The organism is Fructobacillus tropaeoli (assembly GCF_016860625.1).
Lineage (GTDB): Bacteria > Bacillota > Bacilli > Lactobacillales > Lactobacillaceae > Fructobacillus > Fructobacillus tropaeoli.
This window is the reverse complement of record NZ_BOJU01000003.1, coordinates 116,243-141,510: the sequence shown is the minus strand read 5'-3', so window position 1 is coordinate 141,510 and position 25,268 is coordinate 116,243. Positions and strand designations below refer to the sequence as shown.

At 45.4% G+C, this 25,268-nt stretch carries 26 protein-coding genes and 1 tRNA gene; 19 read left to right on the top strand and 8 right to left on the bottom strand.

Annotated features, from left to right (window positions below):
- The first annotated feature begins 14 nt into the window (after nt 1-14).
- The 4 genes from FT12353_RS04810 (at nt 15) to FT12353_RS04795 (ending at nt 1,736) form a co-directional block, all read left to right on the top strand.
- Nucleotides 15-476: a universal stress protein gene (locus tag FT12353_RS04810; protein WP_059393819.1), complete on the top strand. Its 462-nt coding sequence runs from the start codon at nt 15-17 to the stop codon at nt 474-476.
- Nucleotides 477-594: 118 nt separating this feature from the next.
- Complete coding sequence (locus FT12353_RS04805) at nt 595-1,212, top strand: cadmium resistance transporter (RefSeq protein ID WP_059393818.1); 618 nt, start codon at nt 595-597, stop codon at nt 1,210-1,212.
- A gap of 7 nt (nt 1,213-1,219) precedes the next feature.
- A complete protein-coding gene (locus FT12353_RS04800) occupies nt 1,220-1,570 on the top strand; it encodes an ArsR/SmtB family transcription factor (RefSeq protein ID WP_059393817.1) in 351 nt (116 codons plus the stop codon).
- Between the two features lie 82 nt (nt 1,571-1,652).
- Nucleotides 1,653-1,736: transfer RNA gene (locus tag FT12353_RS04795), tRNA-Leu, on the top strand.
- Nucleotides 1,737-1,855: 119 nt separating this feature from the next.
- Here the strand turns inward: FT12353_RS04795 and FT12353_RS04790 are convergent.
- The 4 genes from FT12353_RS04790 to FT12353_RS04775 are packed head-to-tail and all read right to left on the bottom strand — an operon-like array spanning nt 1,856 to nt 5,018.
- A complete protein-coding gene (locus FT12353_RS04790; RefSeq protein WP_059393816.1) occupies nt 1,856-2,770 on the bottom strand; it encodes a DNA/RNA non-specific endonuclease in 915 nt (304 codons plus the stop codon).
- Nucleotides 2,770-3,504 (bottom strand): amino acid ABC transporter ATP-binding protein, encoded by a 735-nt coding sequence (locus FT12353_RS04785; protein ID WP_059393815.1) that lies wholly within the window; start codon nt 3,502-3,504, stop codon nt 2,770-2,772. The genes FT12353_RS04790 and FT12353_RS04785 overlap by 1 nt, the downstream gene beginning before the upstream one ends.
- Nucleotides 3,501-4,199, bottom strand: coding sequence for an amino acid ABC transporter permease (locus FT12353_RS04780; protein ID WP_059393814.1), 699 nt, complete (start codon nt 4,197-4,199; stop codon nt 3,501-3,503). Before FT12353_RS04780 ends, FT12353_RS04785 begins: the two co-directional genes overlap by 4 nt.
- A 27-nt stretch (nt 4,200-4,226) precedes the next feature.
- Nucleotides 4,227-5,018: a transporter substrate-binding domain-containing protein gene (locus tag FT12353_RS04775; protein WP_059393813.1), complete on the bottom strand. Its 792-nt coding sequence runs from the start codon at nt 5,016-5,018 to the stop codon at nt 4,227-4,229.
- Between the two features lie 435 nt (nt 5,019-5,453).
- On the opposite strand from FT12353_RS04775, the gene metG reads away from it, so the two are divergent.
- Nucleotides 5,454-7,496, top strand: a complete 2,043-nt coding sequence (metG, locus tag FT12353_RS04770; protein WP_059393811.1) for a methionine--tRNA ligase — start codon at nt 5,454-5,456, stop codon at nt 7,494-7,496.
- Between the two features lie 123 nt (nt 7,497-7,619).
- Here the strand turns inward: metG and pyrE are convergent, their stop codons facing one another.
- From pyrE to FT12353_RS04750, 4 genes are all read right to left on the bottom strand, one after another.
- Nucleotides 7,620-8,255: an orotate phosphoribosyltransferase gene (gene pyrE, locus FT12353_RS04765; protein WP_203618903.1), complete on the bottom strand. Its 636-nt coding sequence runs from the start codon at nt 8,253-8,255 to the stop codon at nt 7,620-7,622.
- A 48-nt stretch (nt 8,256-8,303) separates the two neighbouring features.
- Entirely contained in the window at nt 8,304-9,017 is a 714-nt protein-coding gene (gene pyrF / locus FT12353_RS04760; RefSeq protein WP_059393809.1) for an orotidine-5'-phosphate decarboxylase, read from the bottom strand.
- Between the two features lie 216 nt (nt 9,018-9,233).
- On the bottom strand, nt 9,234-10,568 hold the full coding sequence (locus tag FT12353_RS04755; protein ID WP_203618901.1) for a dihydrolipoyl dehydrogenase family protein: 1,335 nt from the start codon (nt 10,566-10,568) through the stop codon (nt 9,234-9,236).
- Between the two features lie 267 nt (nt 10,569-10,835).
- A complete protein-coding gene (locus FT12353_RS04750) occupies nt 10,836-11,327 on the bottom strand; it encodes an ECF transporter S component (protein WP_059393807.1) in 492 nt (163 codons plus the stop codon).
- Between the two features lie 216 nt (nt 11,328-11,543).
- Between FT12353_RS04750 and gap the strand changes: the two genes are divergently transcribed.
- The 14 genes from gap to FT12353_RS04680 all read left to right on the top strand — a co-directional run bounded on the left by gap (nt 11,544) and on the right by FT12353_RS04680 (nt 25,207).
- Nucleotides 11,544-12,554: a type I glyceraldehyde-3-phosphate dehydrogenase gene (gap, locus tag FT12353_RS04745; protein WP_059393806.1), complete on the top strand. Its 1,011-nt coding sequence runs from the start codon at nt 11,544-11,546 to the stop codon at nt 12,552-12,554.
- Between the two features lie 181 nt (nt 12,555-12,735).
- Nucleotides 12,736-15,318, top strand: coding sequence for a MucBP domain-containing protein (locus FT12353_RS08585; protein ID WP_203618899.1), 2,583 nt, complete (start codon nt 12,736-12,738; stop codon nt 15,316-15,318).
- A 148-nt stretch (nt 15,319-15,466) separates the two neighbouring features.
- Nucleotides 15,467-16,279 carry a metallophosphoesterase gene (locus FT12353_RS04735; RefSeq protein WP_203618897.1) on the top strand — a complete coding sequence of 271 codons (813 nt, stop codon included), beginning with the start codon at nt 15,467-15,469 and terminating at the stop codon, nt 16,277-16,279.
- 295 nt (nt 16,280-16,574) lie between these two features.
- Nucleotides 16,575-17,018 carry a 3-hydroxyacyl-ACP dehydratase FabZ gene (fabZ, locus tag FT12353_RS04730; protein WP_047974602.1) on the top strand — a complete coding sequence of 148 codons (444 nt, stop codon included), beginning with the start codon at nt 16,575-16,577 and terminating at the stop codon, nt 17,016-17,018.
- A complete protein-coding gene (locus FT12353_RS04725) occupies nt 17,005-17,475 on the top strand; it encodes a MarR family winged helix-turn-helix transcriptional regulator (protein WP_203618895.1) in 471 nt (156 codons plus the stop codon). Before fabZ (FT12353_RS04730) ends, FT12353_RS04725 begins: the two co-directional genes overlap by 14 nt.
- A gap of 22 nt (nt 17,476-17,497) precedes the next feature.
- A complete protein-coding gene (locus FT12353_RS04720) occupies nt 17,498-18,472 on the top strand; it encodes a beta-ketoacyl-ACP synthase III (protein WP_203618893.1) in 975 nt (324 codons plus the stop codon).
- 94 nt (nt 18,473-18,566) lie between these two features.
- Nucleotides 18,567-18,809 carry an acyl carrier protein gene (locus FT12353_RS04715; RefSeq protein WP_047974605.1) on the top strand — a complete coding sequence of 81 codons (243 nt, stop codon included), beginning with the start codon at nt 18,567-18,569 and terminating at the stop codon, nt 18,807-18,809.
- Nucleotides 18,810-18,867: 58 nt separating this feature from the next.
- Nucleotides 18,868-19,833 carry a DUF561 domain-containing protein gene (locus FT12353_RS04710; RefSeq protein WP_168778816.1) on the top strand — a complete coding sequence of 322 codons (966 nt, stop codon included), beginning with the start codon at nt 18,868-18,870 and terminating at the stop codon, nt 19,831-19,833.
- 12 nt (nt 19,834-19,845) lie between these two features.
- Nucleotides 19,846-20,787 carry an ACP S-malonyltransferase gene (locus FT12353_RS04705; protein ID WP_203618891.1) on the top strand — a complete coding sequence of 314 codons (942 nt, stop codon included), beginning with the start codon at nt 19,846-19,848 and terminating at the stop codon, nt 20,785-20,787.
- A 6-nt stretch (nt 20,788-20,793) separates the two neighbouring features.
- Nucleotides 20,794-21,522: a beta-ketoacyl-ACP reductase gene (locus tag FT12353_RS04700; RefSeq protein ID WP_203618889.1), complete on the top strand. Its 729-nt coding sequence runs from the start codon at nt 20,794-20,796 to the stop codon at nt 21,520-21,522.
- Nucleotides 21,523-21,568: 46 nt separating this feature from the next.
- Nucleotides 21,569-22,819, top strand: a complete 1,251-nt coding sequence (gene fabF, locus FT12353_RS04695; protein WP_203618887.1) for a beta-ketoacyl-ACP synthase II — start codon at nt 21,569-21,571, stop codon at nt 22,817-22,819.
- 15 nt (nt 22,820-22,834) lie between these two features.
- Nucleotides 22,835-23,311, top strand: coding sequence for an acetyl-CoA carboxylase biotin carboxyl carrier protein (gene accB, locus FT12353_RS04690; protein WP_203618879.1), 477 nt, complete (start codon nt 22,835-22,837; stop codon nt 23,309-23,311).
- 80 nt (nt 23,312-23,391) lie between these two features.
- The gene (gene fabZ / locus FT12353_RS04685; protein WP_047974611.1) at nt 23,392-23,823 is read left to right on the top strand and encodes a 3-hydroxyacyl-ACP dehydratase FabZ; all 432 of its coding nucleotides are present in this window, start codon (nt 23,392-23,394) and stop codon (nt 23,821-23,823) included.
- Between the two features lies 1 nt (nt 23,824).
- Entirely contained in the window at nt 23,825-25,207 is a 1,383-nt protein-coding gene (locus FT12353_RS04680; protein WP_203618877.1) for an acetyl-CoA carboxylase biotin carboxylase subunit, read from the top strand.
- The last annotated feature ends 61 nt before the right edge of the window (nt 25,208-25,268 follow it).

Genomic DNA, 25,268 nt, shown 5'->3' with positions numbered 1-25,268 from the left:
ACTGGAGGCAAATAATGGCTGAATTAAAATTAGATGTAGAACCAAAGCAATTTAAGACAATTCTTGTTGGTGTTGATGAATCAGAACAAGGCTACCACGCCTTGTCAAACGCGATTCACCAAGCCCGTGAAGATGATTCGCAATTAATTATCGCGACAATTTTGGAAATGGGTGACTTGTCAGCAATTTCTGCTTTGCACCTGGATTTCATCAAGGAGCGACGCCAAGAATTGGAAAACAATCTGGCTAAGTACCGTGATTACGCACTTTCACAAGGTTTGAAGAATGTGAAGGTTGTCTTCGATGATGGTATCAAGGCTGGTGAAATCTTAAACGATGAAATTGCACCACAGGTTGGGGCTGATTTAATCGTTGTTGGGGCCCACTCACATGAAGGCTTCTTTGAATCAATCGGTTCACAGGCTGCTTACATTGCCCGTAACGCCAAGATTTCTGTTTTGATCGTTAAGGATTAATTATTTAAAAACTGGTAGCTAATGGCTATCAGTTTTTTTGTCTTCTATGCATGAATAAATTTTCATGTTATACTAAAACATAATTTATGAAAAGTTATTCATATAAAAGGAGCGGCTAATGACAACGACATTGATAACAGGATTTTTTTCATATTTAGGAACAACATCTGACTATTTCGTAATTTTAGTTTTACTGTTTGCCACTTTTCGCCAGAAGTCGCAGGTGCGGCCAATCATTCTTGGCGCCTACCTCGGCAATGCTCTTTTAGTTGGAGCAGCTTTGCTGATTGGTGGGGCACTTAAGCAAATACCGGCCGAGTGGCTTTTGGGACTCATGGGTCTGGTGCCGGTTGCTATCGGTTTAAAAAATTATTTCTCAAATGAGGGAGAAGAGGAGGGTGAGACTTTTGTTACCAAGGTCCAAGAAACGCCCAATCAGCGGATTGTTTTGACGGTCGTTTTGATGACCATTGCTGGCTGTGGTGCCGATAACTTAGCGCTCTACATTCCTTATTTCTCGCTAGCTAATTGGGCAGCCTTACCAATCATCTTTTTGATGTTTACAGCGATTTTGACAATTTGCATTTTCTTAGCTTACCGATTAGCGAAGGTGCAGAAGGTTCAAGATCTTTTTGAACGCTATGGTGATTTAATGCAATTGCTAGTCTATGTGGCCCTGGGTATTTACATTTTATTTGATGCTGGAACAGTGACACATTTACTTTCCTTGTTATAATAGGGGTATGAAAAAAGATGTCCAACATGAATTGAGTATAATTTTCAAATTGCTGGGGTCGGAAAGGCGCTTGGCCATTTTAGCCCTATTGCGCGAAAAACCTTGTTCGGTTTCTGAAATTGTGGACCAGCTCTCGATGGAGCAGTCTGCCGTTTCCCATCAGCTACAAATGCTTCGAGAAGCGCAAGTCGTGACGGTAGAAAAAGTAGGGCGGTCCGTCTACTACCAGCTGAACGATTCCCATATCTTAACTTTGCTCAATAATGCCGAGCATCACGTGGACCACGTTTTGCGGCAAATGAGCCACGCTGAAGCGGTGGCTGAAGAGCAAGCCGAAGCCAAGAAAAATCATCAATAAAATTAATCAAAGAAAATGCATATTTTTGTTGACAGATTTGTCTGCCGTTGATATACTAATATAGTTGTGAAATACAGCAAATGCCCTTGTGGCGGAATTGGCAGACGCGCTGGACTCAAAATCCAGTGGTGGCAACACCGTGTGGGTTCGACTCCCACCGAGGGCATTCATGAGAGCAAACAGCTAACTTTGTTAGCTGTTTTTTCTTACCAAAATAATCAAATAAAAGGACCGCTACCATCTATCATCAGGGTAGCGGTCCTTTTGTTGTGACTTGAATATTAGTTAATTTATTTGCGCATCACCAGTCTGGTAGTTGATGGTAACACCAGGCTCGACATTAAAAATCCAGTAGTTCAGGTTCAAAGTCTTGCCGTTGTCTTCAACTGATTTGGCCATATAATGGACGCCCTGTGGCAGTCGGTCAGTGCCGTTATAAAGTGGTGTGACCTGGCCGCGAATGCTAATATTAGGGTTTGTTTTCAATGCATTGCGGATATCATCTTCGGGTACCAATTGCCCGGGATAGGCATTTTCGACGCGGGTTCCGGTCGTCATATTTTCGGTCACCATGGTGGCCATCCCGAAGAATTGGTAGCCAACAATATGGGACTTGTTCCAAAGAGCTTGCTTGCTACCGCCAAGGTTCACCTGTGGATTTTTATGATAACCGCCAACCCAGGCACTTCCTGTAAAGTGGTCGTTAATATACCAACCGGAAGGACGGACACTTTCGGGAATGCGGGCGGGCCGCTTAGTGACTGCATCCATGCTGGCTTTGGTAGCGACAAAGTTTGCTTGCCCAGACCGACCGAGCGAATCAAGGGCGGATAAGGCTAAACCATTGGTTGGCCGTAACTTGTTACCGCTTTGAGCTGGGAAGGTCTGTTGCAATTCCTGGCTGGTAAAGGTGGCCTGATTTTGGTTAATGTGGACGATATCACCGTCGAGCGTGCCATCCCATTTAATCTTTAAAAGATCTTGGTCGGAATTAGTTGTGGCGGCAGGCCGAGGAGCACTCTTTGACCTATTCAGGCTTTGGCTCGCGGTAGTTGTGTTTGTCTTTTGGTAACTTTGATTATGGCCGTTTTTACCTGGTAAGAACGACAAAGCCGCCACAACCAAAATTAAGGCTGTGACGGCCGAACCAAAGTGCTTGGGCCGGTTGGGCCGCTGCTTATAAGAACGTTTTTTTGTCATTAGAAAGTCATTGCTCCTAAGAATTGTTTGATTCGAGGATCATTTGAATTGAAGAAATCCTCTGTCTTGCCATCATAGCCAACGTGGCCATTGTCGATAAAGACGATTTTATCGGCCACTTGTTGAGCAAAGGCCATGTTGTGGGTGACGATAATCATGGAGGTTTCTTTTTGAGCTAATTCGCGCAGAACACGTAGAACTTGGGCTTCTAGCTCAGGGTCCAAGGCAGAGGTGGGCTCGTCTAAGAGAAGGTATTGGGGCTCCATTGCCAGCGCTCTTAAGATGGCTACTCGTTGTTGTTGCCCACCGGACAACTGGTAGGGATAGCGATTGGCTAACTCCTCCATATTGAACTGCTTGAGTAAGGCATGGGCCTTTTCCAAAGCTTGGTCTTGGCTGATTTTTTTAACCTTAGTGGGTCCTTCAGTTAAATTTTTGAGGACTGTTAAATGAGTAAAGAGGGCTTTTTCTTGAAAGACCATGCCGAAGTGCTTGCGGACATCGAGAACTTGCGCCTTGGTGAGGGTCTTATCCAGATTCAGGTCAAGTTCATCGACAATCAACCGGCCGCTCGTTGGTCGCTCAAGCAAATTGAGTGAGTGCAAGAGGGTTGATTTTCCAGAACCAGAAGGACCGACAATGGCCGTCGTCTCTTCAGCCGGGAAGGTGACGGAAATGTCATCGAGGGCATTCTTATCGGGGTACTTTTTGCTTAAATTTTCAACTTTAATCATTGGGCAAACCTCGATGTGTACTTTTCTAGGTAGTGTTGGCCAACCGAGAGAATCGACGTAAAGACGGCATAGACCATGGCTACGAGGATGTACATCGAGAGGACCTTATAGTTCGTTGCAGCAATTTGTTGGGAAAGGTAAAACATTTCCACAATTGTAATCACGGACGCCAGTGATGTGTCCTTTAATAGGGAAATCAGCGAGTTCGACAACGGCGGAATTGAAATGCGGGCCGCCTGTGGCAAGACAACGTAGAGGTAAACCTGCGTGGTTGTCATGCCAAGCGACTCAGCTGCCTGCTTTTGAACCTCGGAGACCGATGAGATAGCTGCTCGAATGGATTCGGAAGCATAAGCCCCGGTGTTCAGAGAAAAGACCGTGATGGCCGAAACCCAGGCTGATTGGAACAGGGCAATGTGGGCGTTTGGCAAGCCGTAGAAAACAATGAACAATTGTACCAACATTGGCGTTGACCGGAAAAACCAGACATAGGTGGCGGCAACACCCTTTAAAATTTTCAAAGCGGCATCAGCCCACTCGTTCTGCGGTGCCTTAGCAACGCGAATCAAAGCGGTCGTGATGGCAAAGATAATTCCAAAGAAGAAGGAAATGGCCGTCAACGGCAGGGTGTATTGAAAAGCCGCCACTAACAGTCTTGGCAAGTATTTGATTGCCAGATCGATAAAATCTGTCATGAAAGAGTTCCTCTTTACTTTTATTAATTAGTCGTGGCTCAAGTCCATACCAAAGTACTTCTTAGAAAGCTTTGTCAAGGTACCATCCTTCTTCAACTCAGAAATGGCCTTGTTCATGTCCTTTTGCAAAGCGGCGTTCTTCTTGTTCATCAAAACACCGGTTGGTACGGATTGGATATCCTTTGAGATATCAACTGTGGTCAAATCAGCGTCAGGATTAGCCTTCTTCCAAGCGGCAAAGGCACCTTGGTCATTCAAAGAACCATCGGCACGGTTTGTCGTAATCAAGTTCATGGCTTCAACGATACCGGCAACGGCCTTGATGTTGGCACCCTTTTGTTGGGCAACTTGACCGTAGTTTGATGTCAATGACTGGGCCATCGTCTTGCCCTTGATGTCAGCCAATGAGTTCAAATCAGTCTCACCGCTACGCTTAATCAAAACTGATTTTGAGTAAAGGTAAGGTTCTGACATTCGGTAGTTCTTTTCACGGTCGGGACGAATACCGATGTTGTTAATCACGGCGTCATAACGGTTTGAGCCAAGACCGGCAATCAAAGAGTCCCACTTTGTTTGAACGAAAGTGACCTTCATGTTCAATTTCTTACCGATGGCCTTGGCCATGTCGACTTCGTAGCCAACCAACTTACCAGAATCGTCGTGGTAAGAAAATGGTGCATAGGTTCCTTCCAAGCCAACAGTTAATGTTCCGGGCTTGATGGTCTCATCTTTTTTTGGTTGATTTAACTGGGCAAAACCAAAGATACCACCGATGACCACGATAATCCCGGCCAGTAAAATCAAAACTTTCTTATTCATCTTACTTCTTCTCCTCAATTAGGTAAAACAGTGCAAAATAAAACCGCCCCTAGTGTACACCAAGGGCGGTTTTTACGTCTGTAAATCAGATAGACCCACCCTAAAAAAGCGGTAAGTAACACTTTACCGCAGTCATGTTTGGGTTGTTAGTTAAGTTTTTAGCTAACATTAATCTTCTCCGATTTCTTTTTATCAGTGTAACGGGACAAGAAAACTTTGTCAACAGAATTGAACTGATTTTGCCAAAAAAGACAAAATTGGTTTACTTTCAAAATAGTCGGTTAAAAGCGATTGTTCGGCTTTTATTGCTGATTTTTCCAAAATGGTTTACTGGAAAGTCTGACTGAATGCTTGTTCGGCCACCTAGTCGGGCTAGCCGGCTTTTGCTATAATGAAAACATGGTATCGGTCATCATTTGACCAGAAAGGACTCATATGTCAGACAAGAAAACATTTTATATCACAACCCCAATTTACTATCCATCAGGAAAGCTACAATTGGGAAATACTTATACGACAGTTTTGGCGGATGCCACTGCTCGTTACCACCGTCTTTTGGATGAAGACGTCTTCTTTTTGACTGGAACCGATGAACACGGGGAAAAGATTCAAAAGAAGGCGAACGAAGCCGGTACAAGTGAAATCGAATATTTGGACAAGATGATTAAGGACATCAAGGACCTGTGGTCATTGATGGGTATTTCATATGATAAGTTTATTCGAACGACTGACGAAGGCCACGAAAAGGCTGTCCAGAAGATCTTCCAGCAATTATTGGACCAAGGCGACATCTACAAGGGCCAATACGAAGGTTGGTACTCTGTTTCCGATGAAGAGTATTTCACGGAATCACAATTGGCTGAAGTTTACCGTGATGAGAACGGTAAGATGATTGGTGGTAAGGCACCTTCTGGTCATGAAGTCGAAAAGATTCAAGAAGAATCATACTTCTTCAAGATGTCCAAGTATGCCGACTGGTTGGTTGATTACTACAAGTCACATCCTGATTTTGTCCAACCACATGCACGAATGAATGAAATGTTGCAAAACTTCATTTTACCGGGCTTGGAAGATTTGGCTGTGACACGAACTTCTTCGAACTGGGGTGTTCCTGTTCCAGGCGATGAACGCCACGTCATTTATGTTTGGATTGATGCCTTGGCTAACTATATTACTGCCTTGGGTTACGATTCAGCTGATGATTCACTTTTGAAGAAGTTTTGGCCGGCTAATGTGCAATTGGTTGGAAAGGAAATTGTTCGTTTCCATATTATTTACTGGCCAATCATGTTGCATGCGCTCGGTTTGGAATTGCCAAAGGAAATCATTGGTCACGGTTGGCTGGTGATGAAGGATGGCAAGATGTCGAAGTCAAAGGGGAACGTGATTTATCCTGAAGACTTAACGGCCCGTTATGGCTTGGACGCTGTTCGTTACTACCTGTTGCGCTCAATGCCATTTGGCAACGATGGGGTCTTCTCACCCGAAGACTTTGTGTCACGCGTGAACTTTGATTTGGCTAATGATTTGGGAAACCTTTTGAATCGAACGGTAGCCATGATTAATAAGTATGAAGATGGTGTGATTCCAGCCTTTACAACCGGCAAGACTGATTTTGATGAGGACTTGGACCTGGTTGTTGAAAAGCAGATTACAGAATACAATCAACACTTGAGTTCTGTTCATACAGCGGATGCGCTTGAAGCTGTTTGGGGTGTTGTTCGTCGTGCCAACAAGTATATTGATGAAACAGAGCCTTGGGTTTTGGCTAAGAAGTCAGGCGAAGACGAAGACGCGAAGGCAGCTTTGCAATCAGTTTTGGCTCACTTGGCTGGAGCACTTCGTGCAGTTGCAGCAATGTTGCAACCAGTCATGACGGATGCGCCACGACAAATGTTTGCTCAACTTGGATTAGACTACCCTGAAAAGGGTGTTTCACTGGTTGGACTTGCCATCGATCAAGTACCAGCAGGTACGAAGGTGGTTGCCAAGGGTGAACCAATCTTCCCTCGTTTGGATGTGGAAGAAGAAGTTGCCTACATTGCTTCATTGGTCTCAAAGGATACCAAGGGTAAGGGCCGGGCAGTCAAAGAAGCCGCTAAGCAGGGCGCAAAGGAGCAAGAAGTGAGCGAAGAAATCCAACATAAGGATTTGATTGAGTACGACGATTTTGATAAGGTCGAAATTTTGGCGGCTAAGATTACGGCTGCTGAATTTGTGGAAAAGTCAAAGAAGTTGATTAAGTTCACTTTGGATGATGGTTCTGACAAACCACGTCAAATTTTGTCGGGAATTCGTCAATGGTACCCAGAGCCCGAAGTCTTGTTAGGCAAGACAGTGGCAATCGTGGCCAATATGGCACCACGGAAGATGGCTGGCGAGTTATCAGAAGGAATGATTCTTTCTGCCGAAAAGAACGGCATTGTGACCGTTTCGGTTTTGCCAGAAGTCATTGAACCTGGTTCAGGAATTGAATAAAAATCAGTAAAAAAGGCGGTTGCGTGAGCAACCACCTTTTTTTGTTTGTTTGACGAAACGCTGGGTATGAAAAATGTTAGTAGTGTGGCATGGCGGAATCGCTGGCCACCTGGCAATAAAGTCTTACTTCAGTGGCCAAGCCCATGGGTCTTGGTGCCACTTGGCTAGGCGGGCATGGTCTTCATCACTAATCACCTTTTGGTGGGCCAATAACTTGATTAAGCCGTTATAAGTCAAAAGTGGGGCAAAGGCAAAGCCAGCCTCTTGGAAGTTCTTGTCAGCATCTGGGAAACCATACGAGAAGATGGAAACCACACCAGCTACGTTGAAGCCTTCGTTTTTGACAGCCTTCGCAGCACCAAGGACGGATCCGCCGGTTGAAATCAGGTCATCAATCAAGACCACTTGGTCATCTGCTTGGATAACACCTTCGACTTGGCGACCGGTACCATGGTCCTTTGGCTTGGAACGAACATAAACCATTGGCAAGTCTAATTCGGCAGCAACTAGGGCTGCTTGGGGGATGCCGGCCGTGGCAACACCGGCAATCACTGATACTTGAGGGTATTGCTCCTTAATCAGTTCGGCTAAGGCCTTGGTGATGGCGTGGCGTGTTGTTGGATAAGAAATCGTTTGGCGCAGGTCGGTATAGATTGGTGACTGGATGCCAGAGGCAAAGGTGAAGGTATCGTCAACCTTCAATTGGACGATTCTGTGATCGATTAAGTCTTGGAGAATTGCTTCAGTTGAAACTGTCATGGGTAAAACCTTTCATTCTTTCTTTTAATATCTTTTTGTTGGTAAAAATCAGCCTTGCCAAGCATTTTGATAGCGGTGCCAAGCAGCAACTGGGTCGCTCGCCTTGGTAATTGGCCGGCCAACGACGATGGCCTTGGCACCGTCCGCAGCTGCTTGGTCGGGACTAGCGACGCGAACTTGGTCACCCGTTTGGTCCTCTTGCATGCGAATGCCAGGGACAACGAAGAGAAAATCAGGACGCAAATGGGCGTTGAGTGTTGTCAACTCCAAGGCGGAGCAGATAACGCCGTCGCAGCCGGCCTGGTCCGCCATTTGGGCTAAGGCCAAGACTTGGTCCTGCATTGGCAGGGCCGCGTGTTGTTCGTTTTTCAGGACTTCATCGGAAATGGAAGTTAGCTCTGTGACTGCCAGGAGGGCAGGGGCATCGACGCCGGCCTTTGCCGCACCGATTTCCAAACCTTCTTTGGCAGCTTTCAACATGGCAGACCCACCCAGTGAATGAACGGTCACATAGTCGACACCGAGTTGGCCGATTTGAGCCATTGCTTGGCGGACGGTGTTGGGGATATCAAAGAGCTTGAGGTCTAAGAAAATGTCGCAACCGCGCTTTTTTAAATCAGTGATAATGGCTGGCCCAGCTTGGTAGAAGAGCTCCATCCCGACCTTGACGGTTAATTGGCTGGGGTCGGGAAAACGATCTAAAAAGGCAGTGACGGCGGCTAAGTCGTCAAAGTCCAAGGCAATCATTAGTGGTTTTTCCATGGTTACTCTCCTTCATGGGCAAGAAAAAAGACTATTCCCTAAAAAAGTTCAGAGAATAGTCTTATTGTGTTAAAAATTAAGCGTAAGCAAATCATCTGGCTTCTCTGAACCAATTAATGACTAATGAAAGTATAAACTATCTGCCGTCTTTCGACAAATTTATTTTAAAAAAGCCCCAAGGAATGTTTCCTTTGGGCTTTAAAATCAGTTCTGATTTTAAAGAAGGTCGCCGATAGCAGAATAACCAATCGTTGGGAAAATTGTGACCAAGCGACTGAGTTGTGCTGGTGTGTAGGCGAATTCAATGGCAGGCAAGAGAGCATTGATGATGTCCTCTGCGTGTTCTGAAATTTCGATTGCACCAACCAAGTGCTTTTCCTTGTCATAAATCAATGAAAGGTGGCCTTCCTTTTCGTAATCGACCATGCGGTACCAGTCATCCATGACATCCTTTTCAACGACATCATATTGATCAGGGTGAGCGGCAGCTTCATCGAGTGTTACGCCGGCTTGAGCCAAACGAGGGGTCGTGAAGACTGTGGTACCGATAGCTGGATAGTCGATGGCTTTGTCATCTTGGCCCAAGAGGCGCTTGGCAACATACTGGGATTCGAATGTTGCTGTTGGGGTCAACTTTGGCTGATCCTTCTTCACTACGTCGCCGGTTGCATAAATATTCGGCACGGCTGTTTGGAGGTATTCGTTAACCGCAATCCCGGCCTTGTCGAATTCGATTCCCAAATCTTCCAGACCAAGGTCGGCCGTATTTGGTGTGCGACCGGTAGCATCCATGACGTAATCGGCTTCATAGGTACCGGTTGAAGTCTTAACGGCAAAGCCGGAAGTAACTTGTTCGACACTTTCAGTCTGACTATTCTTGACGAATGTAATGCCTTGTTTTTCAAGGGTTTGCACCAAAGCATTGCTATAGCGTTGGTTAAATTCAGGCAAAGCGCGGTCGGAACGAAGAATAACCGTGACGGCAACGCCCGCAGCGTTCATCATTGAAGCAGTTTCGAGGCCGATATAGCCCGCCCCAATAATGACCATCTTGTCGGGTGCTTGGTCTAGTGACAAGAAGTCCTTTGAATCGTGGAGGTACTCAGCACCGGGGATGTCCAAGCGATGGGAGTGCATACCAGTGGCAATCACGATGTTTTCGGCCGTAACGGTCTGATCACCGATTGTCACAGTGTGGGCGTCTGCTAAGCGACCAGCACCGAAGTAGAACTTGATGCCCAATTCTTCCATCCCGCCTTGGATGGCGTTTGGGAAGATGGCGATGATTTCCTTTTTACGGGCCATGTTCTTGGTCCAGTCAATGTCGCCACTACCTGAAACAATGCCGTTTGAAGCACGTAATTCACGTTGTAAGGAAACTGCGTTTTCCAGGATAACTTTGGCGTTGCAACCCCAATTTGGGCAGGTTCCGCCGACCTTTTCTTTTTCGACAAAGGCGACTTTTTTACCGGCCTGAGCCAGGAGTGGTGCACCATCAAAGGCCCCGTGGCCGGCCCCGAGGTACAAAACATCGTAATCGTATGCTGTCATTTTCTAGATTCCTCCTAAGTTGAAAGCTTAATACGATTATCTCACAGTTTCATTTGGAAATGAAATCTAAACTATACCAAATTGTCGTTTTGTCTACATGTTTAGTTCATTGATTAAACAAATTAAAAGCGTTTGTAAAGATAAATGGTAAAGAAAAAAGCCCAATCAACGTTAACAGATGGCCCCCATAGTTTCGTTATCCTAATCTTGGGTTTTTCATCAGTTGGTCAAGGCTTTTTATTTTTGTTGCTTCTTGTCTTGCATCAATTAGTTTAAGGTCACGCGTTTTGACAAAGCGGGACGAACGACAAGGGCAATAATTAGACCAAAGGCACATTGGGCAATGTTACCGATGATTGAAGCAAAGCCGGTCGCCCAGCTGTGTGAAAGGAAGGCTGTGGCAAAGAAGTAGCCGACAACCATGACAAAGGAAGCCACGATAACGGCAATCGTTTGGCTCATCACTGATTTTTTAGCACCAATCAACCCGGCCAAGTAACCCTCTAAGCCGTGAATGACCAAAGAGAAGGGGGCCCAGGCGGCATAACCGGCTAAAAGATCTAAGAGCAAACCGGATAAACCACCAACAATCATGCCAGAACGCGCGCTACCCAATAGTGCCACTAAGAAAATACCGGCTTCCACTAGGTTGACGTAGCCACCTGGTGTTGGAATTCGCACCACATAAGAAAGGGCGAGGTTTAAAGCAGTAATCACGGCCAAAGTCGTGATGGTTTTGGTAGTAAAGTATTTATTCATAATCATCTCTCCATGTGTTTCATAATAATAGGAATATTATAGCAAGGATTTCAATGAATAAAAAAGACAGTTTTCTTTCAGTTATCCGACAAAATCAGGAAATGGTATGGTTAATTTTCCAAACAATTTCTAGTGAACACTTGCACTGGTTTCTAGCCTTTGTGTTATAATGTCCTTGTTGACATAAGTCAAAAAATTAATTGGAGGTCTACACACATGACTGTGAAGATTGGTATTAATGGATTCGGTCGGATTGGTCGTTTGGCATTCCGTCGTATCTTGGAACTTGGCGACTCAGCAGCTGATGTTGAAGTTGCAGCCATCAACGATTTGACTAGCCCATCAATGTTGGCATACTTGTTGAAGTATGACTCAACTCATGGAACTTTGGATGCTGAAGTTTCTGCTGATGAAACTGGTATCGTGGTTAACGGTAAGCACTACACTGTTTATGCAGAACGCGATGCAAAGAACATTCCTTGGGTTAAGAACGATGGTGTTGAATATGTATTGGAAGCTACTGGTTTCTATACTTCAGCCGAAAAGTCACAAGCCCACTTGGACGCAGGTGCTAAGAAGGTTTTGATCTCAGCTCCAGCTGGTGATGTACCAACTGTTGTTTATGGTGTAAACCAAGACATCTTGAAGGCTGACGACAAGATCGTTTCAGCTGGTTCATGTACTACACAGTCATTGGCTCCAATGGCTCGTGTATTGCAAGACCAATTCGGTGTTGAAGTGGCAACGATGACTACTATCCACGCCTTTACTTCAACTCAAATGATTTTGGATGGACCTAAGTCAAAGAAGTTCCGTTCAAACCGTACTGCTTCAGTAAACACTATCCCTCACTCAACTGGTGCTGCTAAGGCTATCGGCCTTGTTGTTCCAGAATTGAAGGGTAAGGTTGACGGTCACGCACAACGTGTTGCCGTTGTTGACGGTTCTGTTACTGAATTGACTTCAGTTTTGTCAAAGAAGGTTTCAGCAGACGAAATCAATGCAGCTATGAAGGCAGCCGCTTCTGACTCATTTGGCTACAACGAAGACGAAATCGTTTCATCAGACATCATTGGTGACACTCACGGTGCTACTTTCGATGCTACTCAAACGCAAATCGTCGAAGCCGGTGACAAGCAATTGGTTAAGACTGTTTCATGGTACGACAACGAATACGGTTTCACTTCAAACATGATCCGTACTTTGTTGCACTTTGCAAACGTATAATCATTTATATAAAGGAAGAACGCTTCGGCGTTCTTTTTTTTGTGCACATAATCTAACCTAAACAGATACAATAGAAACAAAAGTGTACATAAAGAAATATGTTTGATACAATGTTCTCGAGTTAACAAGGAGAAGTTTTAAAATGATGATGATTCATTAGTTGAAATGGAGGGCTATTTTCATGAAGTATAATAAAATGCAATTGACGAAAGTTAACGAACGTAAGGTTCTGAAAAAAGTCAAGAAGAATTGGGTAGTGCTTTCAATATCAGCTTTTGCCGTTGCTGGTGGCCTTACTTTTGCTAGTGAGGGGCTGACCACACCAGCTTTTGCTGATGGAAATGCATCCACTCAGACTAACAATCAGGTACAAACTTTTAATTATACTGATTTAGCCAAACAAGGAATTGTGAAGACCGATAGCATTACGTGGTCATACCAAGATGGTCAACAAATTCCAACCGGAACTTTTGATTCATTGCGTGGTAATGGTGGTACATCCTCGGTGACTTTTACAATTAATGCCAATACTACTCTCAAGCAAGGCGATACTATTAGCATTCCACTTGCGACTAATATTGATAATCAACCCGGCATGCAGACTTTTAATTTGTCGAATTTTAATAGTCAGGTCATCGAAAGTGCAACAAATACTGTCTTATCCACGAGCGTTTCTTATGATGCGGCCAGTCAAACCATCCAATTACCTTTAAATGGAGCTAGCTTTGACTCGAGTCGTGCGCATCAGATTACTTTGAACTTTAATACGGCTTCCGGACAGATTTTCCCAAAGTCTGCTGGTAATGGAACTGATTTATCCATTAGTGAAACGGTAGCGGACCAAACGCATACTTACTCTTGGGCCGCTCAGCCAACACAACCAGATTATAAAGAAAATAATACGCCGCAGCAGATGAAGGATAATGTTGCTGATGTCAATTCGAACGGTGTTTCAGCACGAACAACGATTACAAATACCGATGGCTTGGCCTTTACTGAACCGGTTATTTTAAATGATGGAAAAGATTATATTCAAACGATTGATATTAAGGCGACAGCCTCTTCCCAGGGAAAGGTGACACCGGTTTATATTGAAGATGGGGGCTATTTCTGGCCTCATTTGGCCTCCGCTAGTGGCTATGGACCCGCGACTGAGACAGCAGGTTGGACCGACCAAGCAGCTAATAATAGTGGCAGCACTTCAAATGCAGTTGGTGGTGCGCAGACTGCTTGGACATCAAAGGCAGACGGTGATCAACCCGCCGCTAACCAATATTCAGTAGTACGTGTATCAGATAATGAATTGAAAGTAATTATCAATTACGGTCCCTCACAGTACTACAAGTTAACAAAAGAACAGTTTGAGCACGTGATTAAGTCTCAGTACGCTAGTGTTTCTGATGATGTGATTGCACAAATGGAAAGTAAGTATGGGGATGGCCAGGGAAATTTTTATTTCCCATTTACTGTTTTAAGTAATTTTAAAGCGATTAATCCTAATAACGACAATCAACAGGTTCGCTACGATATTACTTTTTCTGATAACAAGGGTTTCTATGATAAGAAAACGCCTGTTTACACCAATGCAATTCTACACAATACTGCGAATGGTCAGACGATGGTCACAACTCGTTACGTGGATGAAAGTGGCAATCAATTAGCACCAAATGATGATACCCTTGGCTTTATGACTAAAGATAGCTTTTCGGCAGATAGCTTATCGATTGATGGCTATACTCTAGACGAGAGCAAGCTACCCGAAGGGGCTGTGAAGAATAGTGATGGTTCATACAGTGTCAATGGTACGTATAGCAAGGATGATGCGACGTATACTTATGTTTATAAGGCTAATACGACGAACACGAACCCTACTCCAGATCCATCAACTAGTACCACACCTTCTAATAACGGGGGTGGCTCGGAAAGTGCTAGTGAATCAGCAAGCGCCAGCGCTTCAACAAGTGCAAGTCAATCTGAATCAGCAAGTACCAGCGCATCAACCAGTACGAGCCAGTCTGAGTCAGCTAGTGCCAGTGTATCAACAAGTGCAAGTCAATCTGAATCAGCAAGTACCAGCGCATCAACCAGTACGAGCCAGTCTGAGTCAGCTAGTGCCAGTGCATCAACCAGTGCTAGCCAGTCTGCATCGGCTAGCGCAAGTACTTCAACCAGCACGAGCCAATCTGAATCAGCAAGCGCAAGTACTTCAACCAGCACGAGTCAATCCGAATCAGCAAGCGCAAGTGCTTCAACCAGCACGAACCAGTCTGAATCAGCAAGCACCAGTGCCCCAACCAGTACGAGCCAGTCTGAATCAGTCAGTGCAAGTACCTCAACCAGTACGAGTCAACCTGAATCAGTGAGTGCAGGCACTTCAACCAGTACGAGTCAACCCGAATCAGCGAGCGCAAGTACCTCAACCAGTACGAGTCAACCTGAATCAGTGAGTGCAAGCACTTCAACCAGTACGAGTCAACCTGAATCAGTGAGCGCAAGTATCTCAACCAGTACGAGTCAACCTGGATCAGCGAGTGCCAGTGTTCCAGTACAGACCAGCTCAGTGGCACCGGTGGACAATCCGAGTGCATTAGTCCAACCGGACCAAACAGTGACAGCTGTGACACCTTCATCTGTTTCACGGGCATCATCAGTTTTGCCACAAACAGGCAAGCATCACGAGAGTGATAAGGACGCTTTTGCTTTGGCAGCTTTGGGATTGTCTTCAGCGGTGTATTTGTTCGCACTAGGTAAGAACAAAAAGTGAGATGAGAATATTAAATCAAAAAGAGCACCTGTGCTTTACGGGCGCTCTTTTTGACTGAATCATTATAAAATCAGCTGCCAGCAACCGACCTTGCTTGTCCTCTCGTGGTAGACTGGGTTATACGAACAAGAAGAACATGAGGGTCAAGATGCAAGTTGCTATTTCGTCAGATAATCATTTGGATTTAAATAAGGTTGAAACAGAGTGGGCGTTGGAGCAACAAGCCGCCTATCTGCAAAAAAATCAGATTGCGGTTTATGTCATCGCGGGGGATCTGTTTAATCGCTTTGATAAGACATTAGACTTTGCCCGCGACCTGCAGCGACGGTTAGGGCCGGCCACGGTGATCCGCTTTTTGGCCGGCAATCATGAAATGGGGGCGGGGGTCAGTTACCAGGAGTTGGAAAGTCCGGTGGATGACCTTTATTTCCACCATAAAACGTTGGATATTGGTTCGGCCCGTTTGATTGGCAATAATGGCTGGTATGATTATAGCTTTGACCAAAACCAGCATAGCGTTGCGGAAATCACACGCTTTAAGCGTGAATTTTGGTATGATCGACGGATTGAACAGCCGATGACCGATCCAGAAAGGTTGGCCATTAACTTAAATCAGATGAAACAGGACATCAAAGAAGCAAAGAAGGTGGGGAAAACTCCAATCTTAATTAACCATTTTGCCCAGGAACAGGCCTTTATTGATCAAATGCCGTTTCGCATGGAACGGCTGGATGTGCTGCGGTCCTTTTTAGGCAGTCAGGCCGTTGGTGATTTAGCGGTATCTAATCAGGTTCAGGCTGCCATTTCTGGTCACTTGCACCTTCATGTTCAAGCGTTGCCAATTCAGCGAACGACCTTTTACAATGCCTCGGTTGGTTATCGGACTCGTCGGGTCAAGGAATGGTTTAGTCACGACTTTATGACAGAGTGGCAAAACCGGTTGATTGTTCTCGATGTTTGAGGGCAATCAAAAGATTTCGAAATGAAATGTGGATAAGTATCTCACACACTATGTCGGGCACTACAGTACGAGGTTGTGAAAGGGCTGATTTTTCTAAGCTTTTCCATATCAATCTAAGCTATTAAATAACTGTCGCGGGGCAAGCTGATTTTTAATAATTAATATAGGTAGAAAGTGTTAAAATGAGTTGAGAAACGCTAATAGTTTGACTATCGAAGTATTAACTGTTAGACTGTTTTTATTGTGAATTAAAGTTAACTAGGGCCATTCTCGGCCATTAAGAAAGGAAACCCTAATGCCAGTACTGACTACGACTGAAATTATGGACCTCATTCCAAACCGTTACCCAATCATCTATATGGACTACGTTGAAGAAATGGTTCCTGATGAATCAATTGTTGCTGTTAAAAACGTGACGATTAACGAACAATTCTTCCAAGGACATTTTCCTGGTAACCCAGTGATGCCCGGTGTCTTGATTATTGAGTCATTGGCGCAAGCAGCGTCAATCTTGATTTTGTCATCACCACAATTTAAGGGCAAGACAGCCTACATGACAGGTATCAATGATGCCAAGTTCAAGAAGATGGTTGTTCCTGGTGATGTTTTGAAGCTACACGTTACATTTGGCAAAGTTCGAGAGAACATGGGGACCGTTATGGTCACGGCTAAGGTCAATGATAAGGTCGCAACCAGCGCGGAACTAATGTTCGTGGTGGCACCTGATGAGCAAAACTGAGCTGGCTAACCAGCAGGTCAACGTCAAGCAAATCAATCGTGATTTGATGGAGATGTTTGCCAATGTTGTTTGGGTGGAAGAATACGAACTCAAACAGAGCCCTTTTTCGGCTTTGACGGTCAAAGAAGTGCATACGATTTATGCGATTTCCATGTACGAGGAAAAAACAGCCTCGCAGGTGGCAAAGGCTGTTCACCTAAGCCCAAGTGCGATGACCACGGCCATCGATCGCTTAGTGGATAAGGGGTATGTCGAACGCCGTCGGTCAAAGGAAGATAAGCGGGTGGTGAAATTAGGTTTAACCCATCAAGGGCGAATCTTATACCGGGCGCACCAAGCGCTTCATTTTAAGGTGACCAAAGCTTTGTTGGACGATATGTCCAATGAAGAGGCACTAGCGATGGAACGAGCGGTACATAACTTACAAGCTTATTTGAAGGCCTTAATTGATAGTTAGTCGAACGGGATTGTGAAAAATTATGGAAAACATTAAGATTGTTACCACGGCCATGCAAGTGCCAGAACGAGTGGTAACAAATGATGACTTGACGGAATTGATGGATACCAGTGATGAGTGGATTTATCCACGAACTGGTATTCACCAACGCCACGTTGTGACAACTGAGAATACATCAGATCTGGCAACCAGTGTTGCCAAAAAGTTATTGGAACAATCAGGTTGGGATGCCGCTGATTTGGACTTTATTATCGTGGGGACCATGTCACCCGATGCCCTTTCTCCCCATACAGCTGCGATTGTGCAGGGAAATATCGAAGCACCAAACGCTTTTGCCTTTGATTTGAATGCGGCTTGTTCCGGCTTTGTTTACGGTATGTCCGTTGCCTCTTCTTTCCTTTCATCTGGTCGTTATCAGAAGGGGATGTTTATTGGAGCGGAAGTGCTGTCAAAGCTGGTTGACTGGAAAGACCGGACTGTTTCTGTCTTGTTCGGAGATGGCGCTGGTGGCGTTTTGCTTGAGAAGACGGATGAACCGGTTGGTTTGATTGCAGAAGAATTGCAGTCGTTTGGTGACCGCGGTCAAGCAATCTTGACTGGCCGCTTTGCCAACAAGAATGCCTTTGCTGGTGAAATTTCACCACTCGATCCATACTTCCACCAGGACGGTCGGAGCGTTTATAGCTTTGCCACGCGTGAAGTGCCCAAGGTGATGCAGAAGGCTTTGGAAAAGGCTGGACTTGAGGCCGACGACGTTGACTTTTACCTGGCCCACCAGGCAAACAAGCGTATTGTGGAATCCATGGCAAAGAACTTTGGCCAATCAATGGACAAGTTCCCAACGAACATGGAAGAATATGGCAACACATCCGCCGGTTCAACGGCCATCCTGCTCGACGAATTGCGTCGCAGTGGTCAGATTAAGCCCGGCATGAAGATTGCCTTTGTCGGCTTTGGCGGCGGTCTTGCGATTGGTGTCCAAATTTGGCAACTTTAATTAAAAAATAAAAAATCAGAATTGCGGTGTAGTAGACTGCACCGTAAAAATCCAACGTATTGCAATACGAACATCTATATAGGAGAGCATGCTCATGACTAACGAAGAAATTTTTGACAAGGTTAAGGAAATTTTGATCGACCAATTCGATTTGGAAGATTCAGAAGTTTCATTGACTACTAACATGACTGATGACATCGATGCTGATTCATTGGACTTGTTCGAAGTTTTGAACCGTGTCGAAGACGACTTCGACATCAAGTTGGAAGAAACTGAAGAAGTTAAGACTGTTCAAGACTTGGTTAACAAGATCAAGGACCAACTTGACAAGAAGTAAGCATCAAGCGGTTTTTAACCGCATACATACAGATAGATAAAATAAAGAGGCAGAGATTATGACATTTAAAATTGACAACCCCATTTTTGATAAATTAGGGATGAAGTACCCAATCGTTGAAGGTGGGATGACTTGGGCCGGTACAGGTGCCTTAGCTGCCGCTGTATCTGAAGCAGGTGGACTTGGTTTCATTGGAACTGGTTACTGGCATGGTGACGAAGTTCGTCGTGAAGTTCGTCGTGCCAAGGAATTAACGGATAAGCCTTTTGGGGTCAACGTGATGTTGATGTCTCGTCACATTCGCGAAGTCTTCGATGTCATTTTGGAAGAAGGCGTGAAGGTTGTGGCAACCGGTGCCGGTGATCCATCACCATTCTTGGAAGAATTGCATGCTGCAGGCGTAACGGTTATCCCTGTTGTGCCATCCGTTTCAATGGCGAAGATGATGCAACGTAAGGGTGTTGATGCCGTGGTTGCTGAAGGAATGGAATCAGGTGGCCACATTGGTCAAATGACAACGATGGCTTTGGTGCCACAAGTTGTTGATGCCGTTGATATTCCCGTTATTGCCGCTGGTGGAATCGGTGATGGTCGCGGTGTTGCCGCTGCCTTTGCCTTGGGTGCCTCAGGGGTCCAAATGGGAACTCGTTTCTTGACGGCGACTGAATCTGAAGTCCACCCAAACTACAAGGCCAAGGTCTTGAAGGCCCGTGATATTGATACGATTATCACTGGTAATATTGTTGGTTCACGTGTCCGTGTCTTGAAGAACAAGATGGCCAAGGAATACGTGAAGCGCGAAGTAGAAGAAATCGGTAAGCCAGAACCTGATTACGAAACAGTTGAAAAGCTTGAATCAGGAACCTTGCGTGCTGCCGTTGTCGATGGTGACAAGAACGGTGGGGCCTTCATGGCTGGTCAAATTTCAGGAATGGTCAATGACGAAAAGCCTGTTGCTGAAATCTTGGCTGAAATTTGGGCACAAGCAACGGACATCATGGGCATTGAAAACAAGGCAAAATAAGCGAGGTTTCTAATGAAAGTAGGACTGCTATTCAACGGTCAGGGATCACAGCAAGCGGGCATGGGGACTGACCTCTATGAAAACTTGCCAGGCTACAAGGCTTATATTGATAAGGCTTCTGCCATCTTGGGCTATGACTTAAACGAGTTAGACCAAGACGAAGAAAAAATTCGGCAAACACAGTATGCACAACCAGCCATCGTGGCGATGGATGCGGCCTTAGCTGCTTCATTAAAGGATGCGGGCTTAACGGATGTTGTTGCTGGTTTGGGTCTTTCCTTGGGTGAATATCCAGCCTTAGTGGCCAATGGTATCCTGACTTTTGAGCAGGCGATTGCCTTGGTTAAAGACCGTGGGCAATACATGCAAGAGGTCGGCGATCAGAACCCCGGCAAGATGGTTGCGGTTTTGGATGATAACCAAGACATGATTGTTGAGGTTGTTGAAGGTTTGCAAAAGCAGGGCCTACAAGTTTACCCAGCTAATTTTAATACCTTTTCACAACTGGTTATCGGCGGTGTCAAAGCCGATGTTGACCAGGCTGTTGAGGCATTAACGGAAGCCGGCGTGAAAAAGCAGGTCGAGTTGCCAGTTGTTGGTGCCTTCCACACGCCATTGCTAAATGAAGCCTCTGAAAAGATGGCCACGCGCTTGGCAGGAGAAGAATTTGGTGCAGGGGTTTATCCTGTTTATTCCAACACGACGAAGCAAGCCTTTACAGCTGAAACAGTCAAGGATACCTTGACGAAGCAGATTGTTTCGCCAACCTACTTTGCACAATGCTTGCAGGAGATGGTGGATGCCGGAGTTGATACTTTGGTTGAAATTGGTCCTGCTGCCACGCTCGTTAAATTTGCAAAGAAAATTGCGCCAAAGGATGTTACCAAGTACACGGTGACGGACTTTGCTTCCTATCAAAAAGTCGTTGATGCGATCAACGCAGAGAAAGGATAAGAATCCATGGACTTTACTAATCAAACCGTTTTGGTAACTGGGTCATCACGAGGAATCGGCTTAGCCGTTGCTCACGCCTTTGATAATGCGGGTGCCCGCGTGATCTTGCATGGTCGTTCTGCTATTAAAGAAGAAGTCATCAACTCCTTCAAGCAAAAGCCAATGACGTTGCAGTTTGACGTTGCTGATGCCGAAACGGTCGAAGCAACTTTCAAAGACTTGTACAAGCAAGAAGGCTTTGAAGGCATTGATATCTTGGTGAACAACGCCGGGATTACCAAGGACCAGTTAGTAATGGGGATGAGCCCAGCTGATTTTGCCCAGGTTGTGAACACCAACTTGAACGGAACGTTCAACGTGACGCAACCCGTCTTCAAGAAGATGATTCGACAAAAGCATGGTGTGATTTTGAACATGGCTTCTGTTGTTGGTCAAATGGGCAATGTTGGTCAGGCCAATTATGCCGCCTCAAAGGCTGGTATCATCGGTTTGACAAAGTCTTTGGCTAAGGAAGGGGCGAAGCGCAATATCCGCGTAAACGCCATCGCCCCTGGGATGATTATTTCGGATATGACGGATGCCTTGTCAGACAAGGCGCGTGAAGCCATTTTGAATGAAATTCCTTTGTCACGGTTTGGTTCAATCGATGATGTGGCCGATGTTGCGCTATTCTTAGCCGGCAACGACTACATGACTGGACAAACGATTACCGTTGACGGTGGCCTTTATATTTAATAAGCATCGTTCATTTTAAGTTACTTAGATTAGAAAGGAAGCGGCAATGACACGAGTCGTAATTACTGGGATGGGGGCTGTTACCCCATTAGGAAACGATACAAAGACCTTCTTGGATGGCCTTTTTGATGAAAAATTAGGAATTAAGCCAATCACGAAGTTTGATGCAACTGAAACTGGTATTTCAGTTGCCGGACAAGTTGACGGTTTTGATCCAGCTTTGCGCGTTGGAAAGCGTGATGCACGTAAGTTGGACTTGTTCTCACAGTATGCTATCGATGCTTCTTACCAAGCCTTGGACCAAGCAGGTTTGTTGCCTGATGAAGGTTCAGAAGCAAAGTCAAAGGTTACTAATTCAGAACGTTTTGGTGTTATCTTGGGAAATGGAATTGGTGGTTTGACAACTATCCAAGAACAAGTGATTAAGATGCACGAAAAGGGACCACAACGCGTTTCACCATTGTTCGTCCCTGAATCAATTCCGAACATGGTTTCAGGAAACGTTTCATTGCGCTTTGGTGCTCGTGGCGTGAACTTCACAGTCGTAACGGCTTGTGCCTCAGCTACGAACGCCATTGGTGAAGCCTTCTGGCGTATCCAATCGGGTCGTGAAGACGTGATGTTGACTGGTGGTTCAGAAGCGACTGTCAACGAAATTGGAATTGCTGGTTTCGCCGCTTTGACTGCTTTGTCAAAGGAAGAAGACCCTGCACAAGCTTCAAAGCCATTTGACAAGAACCGTCACGGTTTTGTTTTGGGTGAAGGTTCAGGAATCCTTGTATTGGAGTCCTTGGAACATGCTGAAGCTCGTGGTGCCAACATCTTAGCCGAAGTGGTTGGTTATGGTGCATCATCAGATGCTTACCACATGACTTCTCCTGCCCCTGACGGTGAAGGAGCTGCTCGGGCAATGAAGGCAGCCTTGAAGGATGCTGATATCAAGCCAGAAGACGTTACTTATTTGAACGCCCACGGTACTGCTACCGGTGCAAACGATTCAGGTGAAGCCGAAGCTGTTGCTTCTGTCTTTGGTCCAAACTCTGTATTGGTTTCATCAACGAAGGGAATGACTGGTCACCTTTTGGGTGCCGCTGGTGCCATCGAAGCCGTTGCTTCTGTTGGTGCTATCGACCGTGGTCAATTGCCAGTTAACGTTGGCTTTGATGAACCTGATGAGCACACAAAGTTGGTGAACTTGGTTAACGAAACGAACAAGAATACGGCTCCTGAATATGTTTTGTCTGCTAACTACGGTTTTGGTGGTCATAACGCAGCTGTTGTCTTCAAGAAGTGGTAAGAGGGAAGTTCAATAATGAATTTAAATGTCAAAGAAATTCGTGAATTGATGGCAGACTTGGAAAAGTCTACCCTGCGCGATGTTTACATCCAAGATGGTGAATTTTCATTGCACTTGTCTAAGAACGAACAGGTTCAAGGCGGTAACACACCAGCGCCAGTAGCGCCAAGTGCACCCGCAGCACAACCTGTTGTGAATCAAGCGCCAGCAGCTCAGGCCGCTGCACCTGAAGTAGCTGCACCAGCAGCCGCTGGAAAAGAAATCAAGGCACCAATGGTCGGAACGGTTTATCTCCAACCAAAGCCAGGTGAACCAAACTTTAAGAATGTTGGCGACCACGTCGAAAAGGGCGAAACGGTTGCTATCATTGAAGCCATGAAGTTGATGACTGAAATCAAGTCAGACGTTTCTGGTACCATTGCTGAAGTTTTGGTTGATAACGAAGAAGTGGTTGATTTTGATAAGCCACTTTATCGTGTCACAACTGATTAAGAGATTAGACGGCTATTTCGGCCGATCGTCTTGTCCAAGCATTGCTTGGATATACATAGACAGCTAAAAGGAGAAGAGCTATGACCCAATTGAACACAAAGGAAATTCAAGAAATTCTTCCACATCGTTACCCAATGTTGATGTTGGACACGGTTGAGGAATTAGTACCTGGTGAGCGCTGTGTGGCCATCAAGAACATTTCCATTAACGAAGAAATCTTCCAAGGACACTTCCCTGGTAACCCAACTTTCCCAGGTGCTTTGACCGTTGAAGCATTGGCCCAAGCTGGTGCTGTTGCTTTGCTTTCAATGCCCGAGTTCAAGGGTAAGACAGCTTACTTTGGCGGCATTAAGAAGGCTCGCTACCGTCAAATGGTTCGTCCTGGTGACCAATTGCGCTTAGAAGTCGTTTTGGATCGCTTGCGTGGCCCTGTTGGTTCAGGAAAAGGAATTGCCTGGGTGAATGGTAAGAAGGCTACAACCGCTGAATTGACATTTATTGTTGGAGATTAAGATGTTTAAAAAAGTATTGGTAGCCAATCGTGGCGAAATCGCCGTGCGGATTATCCGGACGTTGAAGGAAATGGGCATCCAAACGGTTGCGATTTATTCAACGGCTGACAAGGATTCTTTGCACGTTCAAGTAGCAGACGAGGCCATCTGTGTTGGTGGCCCAAAGCCTGCTGATTCTTACCTAAACATGAAAAATGTTGTGACAGCAGCCCTATTAACGGGTGCTGAAGCAATTCACCCAGGTTATGGGTTCTTATCAGAAAACGCTCTATTTGCCGAAATGGTCGGGGATGTCAACATTAAGTGGATTGGCCCTCGTCCTGAAACAATCGATTTGATGGGAAACAAGGAACATGCTCGAGCAGAAATGACGAAGGCAGGCGTTCCGGTAATCCCTGGCTCTGATGGTTATATTCATAACGTCGACGAAGCCATTGAGGTTTCAAAAAAGACGGGATTCCCATTGTTGCTGAAGGCTGCTGCCGGTGGTGGTGGTAAGGGAATGCGCTTTGTTTACTCAGAGGGTGAACTAGCAGAAAACTTTATCAATGCCCAAAGCGAAGCGCAGTTGTCATATGGCGATGACCATATGTACATCGAAAAGGTGATGACGGATGTCCGCCATATCGAAATGCAAGTGATTCGCGATCAATTTGGTAACGTGATTTGCTTGCCAGAACGAAACTGTTCTTTGCAACGTCGGAATCAAAAGGTGATGGAAGAATCACCAGCCGCTTCCGTGACACCAACAATGCGTGAAGAGCTGATGGACATTGTCACGAAGGCTGTGAACGCGATTGATTATGAAAATACTGGAACGATTGAATTTCTTCAAGACCAAGAAGGTAAGTTCTACTTCATGGAAATGAACACTCGAATTCAGGTTGAGCACCCAGTCACTGAAATGGTGACGGGCTTGGATTTGGTTCGCTTGCAGGTCGAAGTGGCTGCCGGTGAAGAACTGAAGTTAAATCAAGCTGATGTTCAAATCAGTGGTCACGCCGTTGAAATGCGGTTGACGGCTGAAAAGCCAGAAGCTAATTTTGCCCCTAGTGCTGGAAAAGTTGACTTTGTCTTCTTGCCAACTGGTGGACCAGGGGTTCGAATCGATTCAGCCCTTTACAATGGCGACACCATCCAGCCGTTCTATGATTCAATGATTGCGAAGCTGATTGCCCATGATGAAACGCGTGGGGAAGCCTTAGCTAAGTTGGAACGAATGGTGGATGAAACTTCCTTAGTGGGTGTTTCCACATCACAGACTTTCCAAAAGGCCTTGTTGCTGGATGAAAACGTCTTGACAGATAACTTTGGAACGAAGTATCTTGAAGATACGTTTATGCCAAAGTGGGAAGAAAAACTGGCTAAACAAGCTGGTGAATAAATTTCTTGACGAAAGCCGCCTTTGAGCGGCTTTCACTTGCTTAAGAAACATTAGACCCAAA

What these genes read in the sequence shown, in the direction of transcription:
- FT12353_RS04810 (WP_059393819.1), top strand. Translation starts at nt 15, where the DNA reads ATGGCTGAATTAAAATTAGATGTAGAACCAAAGCAATTTAAGACAATT.
- FT12353_RS04805 (WP_059393818.1), top strand. Translation starts at nt 595, where the DNA reads ATGACAACGACATTGATAACAGGATTTTTTTCATATTTAGGAACAACA.
- FT12353_RS04800 (WP_059393817.1), top strand. Translation starts at nt 1,220, where the DNA reads ATGAAAAAAGATGTCCAACATGAATTGAGTATAATTTTCAAATTGCTG.
- FT12353_RS04790 (WP_059393816.1), bottom strand. Translation starts at nt 2,770, where the DNA reads ATGACAAAAAAACGTTCTTATAAGCAGCGGCCCAACCGGCCCAAGCAC.
- FT12353_RS04785 (WP_059393815.1), bottom strand. Translation starts at nt 3,504, where the DNA reads ATGATTAAAGTTGAAAATTTAAGCAAAAAGTACCCCGATAAGAATGCC.
- FT12353_RS04780 (WP_059393814.1), bottom strand. Translation starts at nt 4,199, where the DNA reads ATGACAGATTTTATCGATCTGGCAATCAAATACTTGCCAAGACTGTTA.
- FT12353_RS04775 (WP_059393813.1), bottom strand. Translation starts at nt 5,018, where the DNA reads ATGAATAAGAAAGTTTTGATTTTACTGGCCGGGATTATCGTGGTCATC.
- metG (WP_059393811.1), top strand. Translation starts at nt 5,454, where the DNA reads ATGTCAGACAAGAAAACATTTTATATCACAACCCCAATTTACTATCCA.
- pyrE (WP_203618903.1), bottom strand. Translation starts at nt 8,255, where the DNA reads ATGACAGTTTCAACTGAAGCAATTCTCCAAGACTTAATCGATCACAGA.
- pyrF (WP_059393809.1), bottom strand. Translation starts at nt 9,017, where the DNA reads ATGGAAAAACCACTAATGATTGCCTTGGACTTTGACGACTTAGCCGCC.
- FT12353_RS04755 (WP_203618901.1), bottom strand. Translation starts at nt 10,568, where the DNA reads ATGACAGCATACGATTACGATGTTTTGTACCTCGGGGCCGGCCACGGG.
- FT12353_RS04750 (WP_059393807.1), bottom strand. Translation starts at nt 11,327, where the DNA reads ATGAATAAATACTTTACTACCAAAACCATCACGACTTTGGCCGTGATT.
- gap (WP_059393806.1), top strand. Translation starts at nt 11,544, where the DNA reads ATGACTGTGAAGATTGGTATTAATGGATTCGGTCGGATTGGTCGTTTG.
- FT12353_RS08585 (WP_203618899.1), top strand. Translation starts at nt 12,736, where the DNA reads ATGAAGTATAATAAAATGCAATTGACGAAAGTTAACGAACGTAAGGTT.
- FT12353_RS04735 (WP_203618897.1), top strand. Translation starts at nt 15,467, where the DNA reads ATGCAAGTTGCTATTTCGTCAGATAATCATTTGGATTTAAATAAGGTT.
- fabZ (WP_047974602.1), top strand. Translation starts at nt 16,575, where the DNA reads ATGCCAGTACTGACTACGACTGAAATTATGGACCTCATTCCAAACCGT.
- FT12353_RS04725 (WP_203618895.1), top strand. Translation starts at nt 17,005, where the DNA reads ATGAGCAAAACTGAGCTGGCTAACCAGCAGGTCAACGTCAAGCAAATC.
- FT12353_RS04720 (WP_203618893.1), top strand. Translation starts at nt 17,498, where the DNA reads ATGGAAAACATTAAGATTGTTACCACGGCCATGCAAGTGCCAGAACGA.
- FT12353_RS04715 (WP_047974605.1), top strand. Translation starts at nt 18,567, where the DNA reads ATGACTAACGAAGAAATTTTTGACAAGGTTAAGGAAATTTTGATCGAC.
- FT12353_RS04710 (WP_168778816.1), top strand. Translation starts at nt 18,868, where the DNA reads ATGACATTTAAAATTGACAACCCCATTTTTGATAAATTAGGGATGAAG.
- FT12353_RS04705 (WP_203618891.1), top strand. Translation starts at nt 19,846, where the DNA reads ATGAAAGTAGGACTGCTATTCAACGGTCAGGGATCACAGCAAGCGGGC.
- FT12353_RS04700 (WP_203618889.1), top strand. Translation starts at nt 20,794, where the DNA reads ATGGACTTTACTAATCAAACCGTTTTGGTAACTGGGTCATCACGAGGA.
- fabF (WP_203618887.1), top strand. Translation starts at nt 21,569, where the DNA reads ATGACACGAGTCGTAATTACTGGGATGGGGGCTGTTACCCCATTAGGA.
- accB (WP_203618879.1), top strand. Translation starts at nt 22,835, where the DNA reads ATGAATTTAAATGTCAAAGAAATTCGTGAATTGATGGCAGACTTGGAA.
- fabZ (WP_047974611.1), top strand. Translation starts at nt 23,392, where the DNA reads ATGACCCAATTGAACACAAAGGAAATTCAAGAAATTCTTCCACATCGT.
- FT12353_RS04680 (WP_203618877.1), top strand. Translation starts at nt 23,825, where the DNA reads ATGTTTAAAAAAGTATTGGTAGCCAATCGTGGCGAAATCGCCGTGCGG.